The sequence below is a fragment of the Leisingera sp. F5 genome, assembly GCF_001593695.1.
Genome location: NZ_LUKH01000006.1, coordinates 131,452 through 143,831, shown reverse-complemented (window position 1 = coordinate 143,831; position 12,380 = coordinate 131,452). Strand labels below are relative to the sequence as shown.

Annotated in this window: 11 protein-coding genes; 8 read left to right on the top strand and 3 right to left on the bottom strand. The window is 62.4% G+C overall.

Annotated elements, in window-relative coordinates; translation table 11 throughout:
* Positions 1-80: 80 nt before the first annotated feature.
* Together A2I95_RS05585 and A2I95_RS05580 are read right to left on the bottom strand one after the other, a co-directional pair.
* Positions 81-773: a nitroreductase family protein gene (locus tag A2I95_RS05585; RefSeq protein ID WP_291728652.1), complete on the bottom strand. Its 693-nt coding sequence runs from the start codon at positions 771-773 to the stop codon at positions 81-83.
* A gap of 12 nt (positions 774-785) precedes the next feature.
* Positions 786-1,673, bottom strand: coding sequence for a LysR family transcriptional regulator ArgP (locus A2I95_RS05580; protein WP_291728651.1), 888 nt, complete (start codon positions 1,671-1,673; stop codon positions 786-788).
* Between the two features lie 89 nt (positions 1,674-1,762).
* Between A2I95_RS05580 and A2I95_RS05575 the strand changes: the two genes are divergently transcribed.
* The 4 genes from A2I95_RS05575 to A2I95_RS05560 all read left to right on the top strand — a co-directional run bounded on the left by A2I95_RS05575 (position 1,763) and on the right by A2I95_RS05560 (position 5,460).
* Entirely contained in the window at positions 1,763-2,365 is a 603-nt protein-coding gene (locus tag A2I95_RS05575) for a LysE/ArgO family amino acid transporter (protein ID WP_291728648.1), read from the top strand.
* A gap of 84 nt (positions 2,366-2,449) precedes the next feature.
* Positions 2,450-3,394, top strand: a complete 945-nt coding sequence (locus tag A2I95_RS05570; RefSeq protein ID WP_291728646.1) for a pirin family protein — start codon at positions 2,450-2,452, stop codon at positions 3,392-3,394.
* Between the two features lie 80 nt (positions 3,395-3,474).
* Positions 3,475-4,365, top strand: coding sequence for a DMT family transporter (locus A2I95_RS05565; protein WP_291728644.1), 891 nt, complete (start codon positions 3,475-3,477; stop codon positions 4,363-4,365).
* A gap of 66 nt (positions 4,366-4,431) precedes the next feature.
* Positions 4,432-5,460 carry a DUF1036 domain-containing protein gene (locus A2I95_RS05560; RefSeq protein WP_291728642.1) on the top strand — a complete coding sequence of 343 codons (1,029 nt, stop codon included), beginning with the start codon at positions 4,432-4,434 and terminating at the stop codon, positions 5,458-5,460.
* 3 nt (positions 5,461-5,463) lie between these two features.
* On the opposite strand, the gene betI is transcribed toward A2I95_RS05560, so the two are convergent.
* Positions 5,464-6,039 carry a transcriptional regulator BetI gene (betI, locus tag A2I95_RS05555; RefSeq protein ID WP_291728640.1) on the bottom strand — a complete coding sequence of 192 codons (576 nt, stop codon included), beginning with the start codon at positions 6,037-6,039 and terminating at the stop codon, positions 5,464-5,466.
* A 159-nt stretch (positions 6,040-6,198) separates the two neighbouring features.
* Between betI and A2I95_RS05550 the strand changes: the two genes are divergently transcribed.
* From A2I95_RS05550 to betA, 4 genes are all read left to right on the top strand, one after another.
* The gene (locus tag A2I95_RS05550; protein WP_291728638.1) at positions 6,199-7,407 is read left to right on the top strand and encodes a BCCT family transporter; all 1,209 of its coding nucleotides are present in this window, start codon (positions 6,199-6,201) and stop codon (positions 7,405-7,407) included.
* Between the two features lie 124 nt (positions 7,408-7,531).
* Positions 7,532-9,040, top strand: coding sequence for a choline-sulfatase (gene betC, locus A2I95_RS05545; RefSeq protein WP_291728636.1), 1,509 nt, complete (start codon positions 7,532-7,534; stop codon positions 9,038-9,040).
* A 62-nt stretch (positions 9,041-9,102) separates the two neighbouring features.
* Positions 9,103-10,560, top strand: coding sequence for a betaine-aldehyde dehydrogenase (gene betB / locus A2I95_RS05540; protein WP_291728634.1), 1,458 nt, complete (start codon positions 9,103-9,105; stop codon positions 10,558-10,560).
* A gap of 107 nt (positions 10,561-10,667) precedes the next feature.
* Positions 10,668-12,323 (top strand): choline dehydrogenase, encoded by a 1,656-nt coding sequence (gene betA / locus A2I95_RS05535; protein WP_291728632.1) that lies wholly within the window; start codon positions 10,668-10,670, stop codon positions 12,321-12,323.
* Positions 12,324-12,380: the final 57 nt, after the last annotated feature.

The window sequence follows — 12,380 nt, the reverse complement described above, 5'->3', positions numbered from 1 at the left end:
CCGCCCGCCGCAGGCGGTATAATTTTCTTGTAAGAAAATTGGCCGGAAAATTCGAATTTTCCGGGTGCCAGCGGCAAGGGCTACTCTAAAAATGCAGAAATCTCCTCCAGCGGTTTTTTCAGCTTGGCCACGGATGGCACTGTCGCGTCCTTTGCCGGATGGCCCAGGGCGATGATCATCGTCGGTTTTTCCGATGCCGGGCGGCCCAAGGCGTCATTCAGGAACTTCATCGGGTTTGGTGTGTGGGTAAGGGTGCACAGCCCGGCCGTATGCAGCGCCGTCAACAGAACGCCGGTGGCAATATTCACGCTTTCCGGCACATAATAGTTCTTGTAACGGCTGCCGTCCTCAAAGGCGCCCCAGCGCTGGGCAAAGACCACGATCAGCCAGGGCGCGGTGGTCAGATGCGGCTTGTCGGCATTGGTTCCGATCGGCTCCAGCGCCTTGATCCACTCATCACCCGCACCGCCAGCATAGAACTTCTTCTCCTCTTCCTCGGCCTCTTCGCGGATCTGCGCCTTCAGCTCGGGATTGGAGATTGCGGCAAAGAACCAAGGCTGGTGATTGGCTCCCGAGGGTGCGGTGCCGGCGGCGCGGATACATGTTTCAATCACCTCCCGCGGCACTGGCTGATCCGTAAAGTCCCGCACCGTATGCCGCCGCCGCATATGGGCCAGGAATTCCGCCGCCTTTTCCAGCATTTCTGCGTCGGAATACCCCGCACGGTCCGGCAAGGGCAGGGGATCATAGCTCAGGGCGTCTTTTGAAAACATCGGCGGCCTTTCTTATGCGGCTTGCGTCAAATACGTCTTTGCTGATTTCTGCACCGCGCGGGTCACCTCCGCAAGGGCAGGGGCCATCACCCGCGCCACCTGCCAGGTCAAGGGCACCGGCAGCGTGGTCCCGGGTATCAGCGGCACCAGCCGCCCGCTGCGGATATCCTCTGCGACCATGGCCAGCGGGTTCATGCCCCAGCCCAGGCCCGCCGCGGCGGCATCAATGAAGGCCTGGGTTGAAGGCAGGTAATGGGCGGGCGGGGCCAGCTGCGGCGCCACGTTCCGCTCCAGCCACAGCCGCTGCAGATTGTCCTTTGCGTTGAAGATCAGGCAGGGCGCGCAGGCGGCAGCCTCCGGCGTCACCCCCTCCGGAAACCAGCGCGCCATGAAGTCCGGACTGGTGGTTGCCACATAGTCCAGCGTGCCCAGCGGATAGGCATCAAACCCGGTCACGGGCTTGGAGCTGGCGGTCACCGCCGCCGAAACCTCCCCCCGTTTCAGCCACTCCGCGCTGTGGTCCTGATCATCCACTAAAAGGTCGAACAATACCCCGTCCACCTCTGCCATTGCCTCGATAAACCAACTGGCAAGGCTGTCGGCATTGACCGCGATCCGCAGCCGCACCGGGCCGTGGTCCGCCTCCAAGGACAATTCGCGCGCCAGCTGCGCCTCCAGCAGGCCGATGTCCTCGGCATGTTTGGCTATCCTCAATCCCGCTGCCGTCCCGGTGCAAGGCGACCCGCGCAGCACCAGTGCAGTGCCGATACGGTCCTCCAGCGCTTTGATCCGCTGCGAAATGGCCGAGGGTGTCACGAGCAAGGAATGCGCCGCCGCCTCAAAACTGCCAAGGCGCAGCACCGTGCTCAATGCGGCAAGCTGGCTGGGATCCATCTGCATTAGCAACTCTAATCTGTCGTAAGTCTCTTTAACTGGATTAAAGTCGCCGCGGGCATTAGTCAAATCCCGGCACAACAATGGAGACCGTGATGCCCCCCAGCCTGCTTGCCGGATTTGCCCTTGGCCTCAGCCTGATCATGGCGATAGGCGCCCAGAATGCCTTTGTCCTGCGCCAGGGGCTGCGGCGCCAGCATGTGTTCTGGATCTGCCTCACCTGTGCAGGCTCTGATGCACTGCTGATCACCGCAGGTGTCCTTGGCTTTGGTTCGCTGGCGCTGGCGGTTCCGTGGTTCGAACAGGCGATGCGGCTTGGCGGTGCAGCTTTCCTGCTCTGGTACGGCGCCCGCGCCCTGCGCAGCGCTTGGCAGGGCGGCGAAACACTGGACACGGCGGGCGAGGGCGCAGGCGCTGCCCTGCTGCCGGTGCTGGCGACGGTTCTGGCACTGACCTGGCTGAACCCGCATGTCTACCTCGATACAGTTGTTCTCCTTGGCTCGATCTCAGCACAATACCCCGAGCCGCTGGTCTTTGCCGCCGGCGCTGCCATCGCCAGCTTCACATTCTTTTTCACGCTCGGCTACGGCGCCAGCCTGCTGGCTCCGGTCTTTGCCCGCCCGCGTGCTTGGCAAGTGCTGGATGCCATTGTCGGCCTCACCATGTGGGCGATTGCGCTTAAGCTGTTGATGATGTGACGAACAGCATCTGTGCGCAGGCCGCCCTAACGCCTGTGCAAAAAAACGCTACCTTCCTTCTGAAGCCGCTAACAGGAGGGAAGGATGAGCTGGAACCCGGCACTGGAACCGCAATGCCCCGATGCGGGCAGCCTGGACGCTATCGAGACGGTGATCATCCCGCGCGCCCGCGACCTCGGCGGCTTTGAGGTCCGCCGCGCCTTACCCGCACCGCGCCGTCAGATGGTTGGCCCCTTCATCTTCTTCGATCAGGCCGGACCTGCCGAATTCCTGACCGGGCAGGGCATCGACGTGCGCCCGCACCCGCACATCGGCCTTGGCACCGTGACCTACTTGTATCAGGGCGAATTCGAACATCGCGATTCCTTGGGCACCCACCAGATGATCTATCCGGGCGAGGTGAACTGGATGGTGGCAGGCCAGGGCGTCACCCATTCCGAACGCACCTCGGCCACCACCCGCGCAGGCCCAAGCAGCCTGTTCGGTATCCAGACCTGGATTGCGCTGCCCGGAAGCCATGAAGACACGCCCGCCGCCTTTGAACACCACGGCAAGGACGCACTGCCGCTGCTGGAGGGCGAGGGCAAGGCCGTGCGCCTGATCCTCGGCACTGCTTGGGGTGAGAAAGCCCCTGCAACGCTTTATTCCGAAACCTTTTATGCGGATGCGGTGCTGCAGGCCGGCGCCAAGCTGCCGCTGCCCTCGGATCACGAGGACCGGGGGCTCTATGTCACGCAAGGATCGGTCGAAATCGCCGGTGAAACATTTGAGGCCGGCCGGATGATGGTGTTCCGGCCCGGTGACGAGATCACCGTGACCGCAGGCGCCCAGGGTGCACGGCTGATGGCACTGGGCGGCGAAACGCTGAACGGGCCGCGCTATATCTGGTGGAATTTCGTCGCCTCCTCCCGCGATCGGATCGAAGATGCCAAGTCCGCCTGGGCCGCGGGCGACTGGCAGCATGGCCGCTTCCAGCTGCCGCCTGGCGATGATGAGGAATTCACCCCGCTACCTGAGCGGCGAAAATAATTCACATGTGAAGCCTTGCGCCGCCGCCCGAACGGGTGTTCTGTCCGGCCATGTCCCAATCCGTCCAATTCGATCAAACCATGCAAAACCCGCTCCGAGGGGTGTTCTGGATGGTTGTCACCGGCCTTTGCTTTGTGGCGGTGACGGCGCTGGTCAAGCATCTCGGCACCCGCATCCCGCCCGCCGAAAGCGCCTTTCTGCGGTACTTGCTGGGGCTGGTGTTTCTGATCCCGATGGCCGGGGCCTTGCGCCGGGCGCAGCTGACCCCGCGGCTTTGGGCACTGTTTGCGGGCCGCGGCGTGGTGCATTCGGCGGGGGTTATCCTTTGGTTCTATGCCATGACCCAGATCCCGCTGGCCGAGGTTACTGCGATGAACTACCTGTCCCCGGTCTATGTCACCTTGGGGGCCGCGCTGTTTCTGGGGGAGAAGCTGGCTTTCCGCCGGATTTCGGCAATTGCCGTGGCCCTGATCGGCTCGATGATCATTCTGCGCCCGGGCTTCCGCGAGGTCTCGCCCGGCCATATCGCCATGCTGTTCACCGCCGTCTCCTTTGGCGCCTCTTACCTGATCGCCAAGTTTACTGTTGGCAGCAACAGCCCGGCGGTTGTGGTCGGCATGCTGTCGGTCTTTGTCACTCTGGGCCTGGCCCCCTTTGCCCTGGCGGCCTGGGTGACGCCCACGCTGGCCGAGCTTGCAATTTTGTTCGGGGTCGCCTGCTTTGCCACCGCGGGCCACTACACCATGACGCTCGCTTTTGCTGCAGCACCCGTGGCGGTGACGCAGCCGGTCACTTTCCTGCAGCTGGTCTGGGCGACGCTGCTTGGCGCCCTGGCGTTTGGTGAGCCGGCTGACATCTGGGTGATGTCCGGCGGCGGGCTGATCCTGGCTGCTGTCAGTTTCATTTCCTGGCGTGAAGCCAGAACAAAAAAGAAGGCTCTTACACCTTCCGGTAATGCGACTGGTGTTTGATCGTCTTATGGATGTTACAAACCCGAAGTAATCTCCCGCTCTTACTGATGCTGTCGGAGACCGCGCATGGCGAATTGGCTTTGGCCCACGGCATTGCTGCTGGCGGCCCTTCTTGATCTGCCGGCCGCCCAGGCCGGCACCAGTATCTGCAACGATACGGAGGCCTTGCATCAATTGGCCGTCACCTTGCGGGCCGATGGCCGCTGGGTGGTGAAGGGCTGGCAGCAGCTGATCCCGGGGGCCTGCGCCGAGCCGGTCCCCGAAGGGTATCAGGGCCGGTTCTTCTACTTCCGCGCCGAAAGCCCCGGATACCGTTTCCGCGACGACAGTGTGCGCTTCTGCACAGGCCAAGGCCGGTTCCGGATTGAGGACGGCAGCGATTGCTCCACGCAGGGCTATGCCGAGCAGGGGTTTGCCAAGGCTGTCACGGGACCTGACCAACAGCAGATCCTGCTCAGTACCCGATCGAAGCCCGAGCGCCGGAAGGCCGCGGTTGCTGCCGCCGGGGACGGGCATGATGCAACAGAAGACGAGTTTCACTACGCCGCTGAGGTGGTCTTTCAAGGCTGCGAGCAGCAAAAAAGCCCGGGCGCCGTCACCTGCAGATTTGTCGGCGGCGGCATGGAGATTGGCGCCGTGGGCAAAGTCCGGATCTCTGATCCGGTCTTCACCTTCCTGCTGGGGCTGGTGCGCGGCACCCCGCTGGCAATTGATGGTGAGATAGTCACCCGTTTCGGTTCCTTTGCGGAGCTGGACTTGCACAGCGTCACGCCGCGCTCCCCGAACCGGTTCGACAAGATGCTGCAGCACATGCAGGGCGAGTGGCGGTCCGTGCAAAATCCAAAGGACCGGATTGTCATTTCCGGCGCTGTGCGCCAGGTCCGGTACGGTGGCAGGCAAATGACTCCGGAGTTTATCACGATCCAGCAAAGCTGCCGCGGCATGGAGTTTTCGGGGGACTTCCTGATGGCCTGGGACCGCCAGAGCGGCACCAGGCTGTGTTACCGGATCAAATCCCTGACCGGCGACGGGATGACCCTCATATATATGCCGCGCGGAACCCGGCTGGACTACGAACGGGTGCCTGGCGGCTAGGCCTTAAGGGATCACCAGATCCACAACCAGATGCGCTGCGGCACGCGCGGCCTTGGGGTTCAGCGGATCTTCCGACTGCGCGGCCTGCAGCCAGACCCCGTCCATATAGCATTGCAGTGCTTGGCGTGCGGTTTCCAGCTGTCCGCCCGGCAGCAGCGCCCGCAGCTCGGCCAGGACATGGCTGCGCACCCGGGCGCGGTTGATTCGGTGCAGGCGGCTCAGCCGGGGCGAATAGGGGGCATTTGCCCAGAACTGCATCCAGATACTGCACTGGGGCACGGTGAACAGGTCGTCGGCAAAATTCGCATCCATCACTGCATAAAGCCGCTCACGCGGGGTGCGCGCGGTGGCATAGCCATCCGCCATTGCCCGCCGCAGCTTGCCCAGAAGATGCAGCATAGTGGCTTCCATCAGCCCTTCCTTAGAGCCGAAATAATAGTTTATCGAGGCCGCCGAAGCGCCGGCCTCCCTGGCGATTTCCGCCATGGTTACAACACCGTAACCGCGTTCATGCACCGCAACGATAGTGGCTTCGATCAGCTCTTCGTTGCGGATATCCCGGATGCGTTTCCTGCTCATGATAAAGTTGTGCGGCAATTGGGGCGCCGTTTCAACTGTTGTTAGCGTGAATTGAAATCTTGAATGGCTGTTCAAAAAACTGTTTGGCGCCTCAGTGTGCTGTGATATGTACCCGTCCCATGTCTTAGGGCGGGAACCGCCTGGAAATGGGAGGGACATATGACTTCAATCATTTCATTCGGGATTCTGCTGGCCTTTGCGCTGGTGGTGTTCTGCGTGATCAAGTGGTGGAACGTCCGCAACGTCGGCGTGACCCCGGTCCACTTGTTCACCTTCATCGCAATTCTGTTCACCTCGGGCCTGGACGTCGGCCTGATCATGTTCCCGCTGGCCTGGGACTTCCCGCTCTATGCCGACACCGCGGCAGAGCCCGCCTATGGGTTCACCAACCCGCTGGCGCTGGAGTTCGGCTTTTGGGGCTTTTTGATCTGGGGCTTCTACTTCCTCACCACCTTCTACTTCTGTGTGGTTGAGCCGCGGGTGAAGTTCTTTGAGATCCCGCTGGTGAAATGGATCAACAACATCGTGATCATCGGCACCTGCGCCTTCACCGGCGCGCTGTTCCTGATCTACCTGCCGTATTATGCCACTTTCCTGGGCGACGGTGAGAGCGTGATCCCGGAATTCTATGTCATCACCTTCCTGGTGATCCTGTTCGCCGCTTTCTCCTCCACCGACATCAAATACGTGCGTATCCTGTCGGTTGGCTCCACCGCGCTGTTCCTGGCACTGATCCTGGGCATGTGGGCCTATGCGGGCATGGGCCTGGGCGCCTTTGCCGACACCGCGTCAAACATCGGCGGCTACTTTGGAAACATCCACAAGTTCATCCTGCCGCTGACCGACTATCACGAATTCTACCTGTTCTGGTGGTTCGCATGGTCGATCATGATCGGCCAGTTCACTTCCCGCTTTGTCGGCGGCCTGCGCACCTGGCAGGTTCTGGCAGCGCTGCTGATCTTCCCGTCGATCCCGCTGGGTGTGTGGTTCTCGGTTCTGTACTACTACCACCTGAACAGCATCGAGACGACGCTGCTGATCAATGTCTCCATGGTCGCGGTGGGCATTATCTTTGTGGTCAACTCGTTTGACTCGCTGATCCGCCTCTACACCGACAACCTGAACCTGTCGGCCAAGCGTTTCGGCACCATTCCTTACGTTGTCGGCAATGCGGTTGTGCTGTTTGCCCTGACCCTCGCCTTCCAAAGCCAGTGGCTGCAGATCCAGTGGATCGGCACCGTGGTGATCGGCATCTATGTCGCATGCCTGGCCTACATCGTGCTGTTCAAGCGCAGCGAAGTGATGAGCATCACCGCCTCGCCCGAGGAAAACACGCTCGACTTTGAAAAGATCAAGACAGCCCACTAAGGGCGGTCTCCCGGCTGGCCCCCAAGTTTCCCCGAATGAGGGGACCAGCCACCAACTGCCTGGCAGTGCTTTCGGGCTTGCCAGGCGCCTTTACGAAAACATCGCTTTATCTGGGAGGTCCGCGATGAGTGCCCCGAATATCCTGATCCTGATGGTTGACCAACTGAATGGGACACTCTTCCCGGACGGCCCCGCCGACTGGCTGCATGCACCGAACCTGAAGAAACTGGCGGAACGCTCAACCCGCTTCGCCAACGCCTATACAGCGTCGCCCTTGTGCGCGCCGGGCCGCGCCTCCTTCATGTCGGGCCAGCTGCCGTCGCGCACCGGCGTCTATGACAACGCCGCAGAATTCCGCAGCGACATCCCGACCTACGCCCACCACCTGCGCCGCGCGGGATATTACACTTGCCTCAGCGGCAAGATGCATTTTGTCGGCCCTGACCAGATGCACGGGTTCGAGGACCGCCTGACCACCGATATCTATCCCGCTGATTTCGGCTGGACCCCGGACTACCGCAAACCGGGGGAGCGGATCGACTGGTGGTACCACAACATGGGCTCCGTCACCGGGGCAGGGGTGGCAGAGACCTCCAACCAGATGGAGTATGACGACGAGGTCGCCTACAACGCCACTGCCAAGCTCTATGAGCTGTCGCGCGGGCTGGACGACCGCCCCTGGGCGCTGACCGTCTCCTTCACCCATCCGCATGACCCCTATGTGGCGCGCAAGAAATACTGGGACCTCTACGAGGACTGCGAGCATCTGCTGCCGCAAGTCCCGGCGATGGACTACGAGGACCACGACCCCCACGCCCAGCGGATCTTCGACGCCAACGACTGGCGCAGCTTCGACATTACCGAAGAAGACATCAAACGCTCCCGCCGCGCCTATTTCGCCAATATCTCCTATCTGGACGACAAGATCGGCGAAATCCTGAACGTGCTGGAAACCACACGGCAGGAGGCGATCATCCTGTTTGTCTCCGATCACGGTGACATGCTGGGCGAGCGGGGCCTCTGGTTCAAGATGAGCTTTTATGAGGGCTCCTCCCGCGTTCCATTGATGATCTCGGCGCCGGACCTGCCGGCGGGGCTGATCGAAACCCCGGTGTCCACGCTGGATGTGACCCCGACGCTGGGCGCGCTGGCCGGTGTCGACATGGCTGAAATCGAACCCTGGACCGATGGCCAGAACCTGGTGCCGCTGGCCACCGGCACCGAACGGACCGAACCGGTCACTATCGAATACGCGGCAGAGGCGTCCTACGCGCCGCTGGTGTCGCTCCGCTATGGCAAGTGGAAATACAACCGCTGCGCGCTGGATCCCGATCAGCTGTTTGATCTGCAAGCCGACCCGCACGAGCTGACCAACCTGGCAGCCGACCCGGCCCATGCCGGCACGCTTGAATCCTTACGCGCCAAATCAGACGCCCGCTGGAACCTGGAGGATTTCGACGCAGAGGTGCGCGCCAGCCAGGCCCGCCGCTGGGTCGTCTACGAGGCCCTGCGACAGGGCGGCTACTACCCCTGGGATTACCAGCCGCTGCAAAAGGCCTCCGAGCGCTACATGCGCAACCATATGGATTTGAACACCCTCGAGGAAAACAAGCGTTTTCCCCGCGGCGAATAACCCGAAATCAACACCCCGCCAGTTCATCTGGCCCCAAATATCCCCGCCGGAGGCATAAAATCATGACTCATCCCGCTCAACCCAAAGCCAGCCACTTCATCAACGGCGAATACGTCGAAGATACCGCAGGCACCCCGATCCCGGTGATCTACGCCGCCACGGGTGAACAGATCGCCACCGTCCACGCCGCCACCCCGGCGATCGTGGAACAGGCGCTGTCCACCGCCAAGGAAGCCCAGAAAGAATGGGCCAAAATGACCGGCACCGAACGCGGCCGCGTGTTGCGCCGCGCCGCCGATATCATGCGTGAACGCAACCACGACCTCAGCGTTCTGGAAACCTACGACACCGGCAAGCCGCTGCAGGAAACCCTGGTCGCCGACGCCACCTCCGGCGCCGACGCGCTGGAGTATTTCGGCGGCCTCGCCGCCTCGCTGACCGGCGAGCACATCCCGCTGGGTGAGGACTGGGTTTACACCAAACGCGAAGCGCTGGGCCTCTGCGTTGGCATCGGCGCCTGGAATTACCCGACACAGATCGCCTGCTGGAAAGGCGCGCCGGCGCTGGCCTGCGGCAACTCGATGGTGTTCAAACCCTCCGAGACCACGCCGCTCTGCGCGCTGAAGGTGGCCGAGATCCTGATCGAGGCCGGCGCTCCCGCGGGCGTCTTCAACGTCGTTCAGGGCATGGGCGAGGTTGGCGGCGCATTGGTCACCGACCCGCGTGTCGACAAGGTCTCGCTGACCGGCTCCGTCCCGACCGGCAAGAAGGTCTATGCCGCCGCCGCCGAAGGCATGAAGCACGTCACCATGGAACTGGGCGGCAAGTCGCCGCTGATCATCTTTGACGACGCCGACATCGACAACGCCGTCGGCGGCGCTATCAACGGCAACTTCTACTCCTCCGGCCAGGTCTGTTCCAACGGCACCCGCGTGTTTGTGCAGAAAGGCATCAAGGAGAAATTCCTCGCCCGTCTGGCCGAGCGCACCGGCAACGCCATCCTGGGCGACCCGATGGATGAGGCCACCAGCTTTGGCCCGATGGTCACGGAAAACCAGATGAACATCGTGCTGGGCTACATCGAGAAGGGCAAGGAAGAAGGCGCCCGCCTGATCTGCGGCGGCAACCGCGCCGACATGGACGGCTACTTCATCGAGCCCACAGTTTTCGCCGATGTAACCGACGACATGACAATCGCCCGCGAAGAAATCTTTGGCCCGGTGATGTCCGTTCTGGACTTCGAAACCGAAGAAGAAGTCGTTGCCCGGGCCAATGATACTGAATTCGGCCTGTCCGCCGGTGTCTTCACCAAGGATTTCACCCGCGCTCACCGCGTGATTGGCAATCTTGAGGCCGGCAGCTGCTTCATCAACTCCTACAACGACGCGCCGGTCGAGGCGCCGTTTGGCGGCGTGAAGGCATCCGGCGTTGGCCGCGAGAACTCGAAAGAGGCGATCAAGCACTTCAGCCAGGTGAAATCCGTCTACGTCCGCATGGGCGATGTCGAAGCGGCGTTCTGATCGGCCCCGCCTGAAACCAACAGCCGGGCAGGGCGCACAGCGCGCCCGCCCAATCTGAAGAAAACGGCAGCAGTCCAGATCTTCCGGCTGCCGGATGGAGAGAAGAAATGAACGCGGATTATGTGATTGTCGGGGCCGGGTCTGCCGGTTGTGCAATGGCCTACCGGCTGTCGGAGGCCGGCAAGAAGGTTCTGGTGATCGAACACGGCGGCACCGATGCCGGGCCGTTCATCCAGATGCCGGGCGCGCTCAGCTACCCGATGAACATGCCGCTTTACGACTGGGGCTACAAATCCCAGCCCGAGCCGCATCTGGGCGGGCGCGAACTGGTCTGCCCGCGCGGCAAGGTGATCGGCGGCTCCTCCTCGATCAACGGCATGGTCTATGTGCGCGGCCACGCCGGCGACTATAACCACTGGGCCGACAGCGGCGCGGCTGGCTGGTCCTACGCCGACGTGCTGCCGTACTTCAAACGCATGGAAACCTGGAATGACCGCGGCCATGGCGGCGACCCGGACTGGCGCGGCACCGACGGCCCGCTGCATGTGACCCGCGGCCCCCGCGACAACCCGCTGCATGACGCCTTCGTCAACGCAGGCGCGCAGGCGGGCTATCCGGTCACCTCCGACTACAACGGCGAGCAGCAGGAAGGCTTCGGCCCGATGGAGATGACGGTCTACAAAGGCCAGCGCTGGTCCGCGGCCAACGCCTATCTGCGTCCGGCGCTGAAACGTGAAAACTGCAACCTGATCCGCGCCTTCGCCCGCAAAGTGGTGATTGAGGACGGCCGCGCCGTCGGGGTCGAGGTTGAACGCGGCGGCAAGGTTGAAGTGATCCGCGCCAATACCGAAGTGATCCTGGCCGCCTCCTCGCTGAATTCCCCAAAGATGCTGATGCTGTCCGGCATCGGCCCGGCGAAACACCTGGCCGAACACGGCATCGACGTGGTCGCCGACCGCCCCGGCGTCGGCCAAAACCTGCAGGACCACCTGGAATTCTACTTCCAGTTCGCCTGCAAGCAGCCGATCACCCTGTTCAAATACTGGAACCTGTTCGGCAAGGCGCTGGTAGGGGCGCAGTGGCTGTTCACCAAGACCGGCCTTGGCGCTTCGAACCAGTTCGAAAGTGCCGCCTTTGTCCGGTCCGGCAAGGGGGTGGATTACCCGGACATCATGTATCACTTCCTGCCCATTGCCGTCCGCTACGATGGCCAGGCAGCGGCTGAGGGCCATGGTTTCCAGGCCCATGTCGGCCCGATGCGCTCGGGTTCGCGCGGCGAGGTCACGCTGAACTCCGCTGATCCGAAAGACGCGCCAAACATCCTGTTCAACTACATGTCGACCGAACAGGACTGGATCGACTTCCGCAAATGCATCCGCCTGACGCGCGAGATCTTCGGCCAGGAAGCGATGAAACCCTTCCTCAAGCACGAGATCCAGCCCGGCGATGCGCTGCAATCCGACGAGGAGCTGGACGGCTTCATCCGCGAGCATGTGGAAAGCGCCTATCACCCTTGCGGCACCTGCAGGATGGGCGCCGTGGAAGATCCGATGTCGGTGGTCGATCCGGAATGCCGGGTCATCGGCGTCGACGGGCTTCGGGTTGCCGACAGCTCGATCTTCCCGCGCATCACCAACGGCAACCTCAACGGCCCCTCGATCATGACCGGCGAGAAGGCGTCGGACCACATTCTGGGCCGCCGCCTGCCGTCCTCGAACGCAGAACCGTGGTTCAACCCGAACTGGCGCCAGGCGCAACGCTGATCCTGTTGCGCTGCCAGCAAGCCGCCCGCCACCTCCCCGTTGTGCGGGCGGCTTATT

What these genes read in the sequence shown, in the direction of transcription:
- A2I95_RS05565 (WP_291728644.1), top strand. Translation starts at nt 3,475, where the DNA reads ATGCAAAACCCGCTCCGAGGGGTGTTCTGGATGGTTGTCACCGGCCTT.
- betA (WP_291728632.1), top strand. Translation starts at nt 10,668, where the DNA reads ATGAACGCGGATTATGTGATTGTCGGGGCCGGGTCTGCCGGTTGTGCA.
- A2I95_RS05585 (WP_291728652.1), bottom strand. Translation starts at nt 773, where the DNA reads ATGTTTTCAAAAGACGCCCTGAGCTATGATCCCCTGCCCTTGCCGGAC.
- A2I95_RS05575 (WP_291728648.1), top strand. Translation starts at nt 1,763, where the DNA reads ATGCCCCCCAGCCTGCTTGCCGGATTTGCCCTTGGCCTCAGCCTGATC.
- A2I95_RS05550 (WP_291728638.1), top strand. Translation starts at nt 6,199, where the DNA reads ATGACTTCAATCATTTCATTCGGGATTCTGCTGGCCTTTGCGCTGGTG.
- betC (WP_291728636.1), top strand. Translation starts at nt 7,532, where the DNA reads ATGAGTGCCCCGAATATCCTGATCCTGATGGTTGACCAACTGAATGGG.
- A2I95_RS05580 (WP_291728651.1), bottom strand. Translation starts at nt 1,673, where the DNA reads ATGCAGATGGATCCCAGCCAGCTTGCCGCATTGAGCACGGTGCTGCGC.
- betB (WP_291728634.1), top strand. Translation starts at nt 9,103, where the DNA reads ATGACTCATCCCGCTCAACCCAAAGCCAGCCACTTCATCAACGGCGAA.
- betI (WP_291728640.1), bottom strand. Translation starts at nt 6,039, where the DNA reads ATGAGCAGGAAACGCATCCGGGATATCCGCAACGAAGAGCTGATCGAA.
- A2I95_RS05570 (WP_291728646.1), top strand. Translation starts at nt 2,450, where the DNA reads ATGAGCTGGAACCCGGCACTGGAACCGCAATGCCCCGATGCGGGCAGC.
- A2I95_RS05560 (WP_291728642.1), top strand. Translation starts at nt 4,432, where the DNA reads ATGGCGAATTGGCTTTGGCCCACGGCATTGCTGCTGGCGGCCCTTCTT.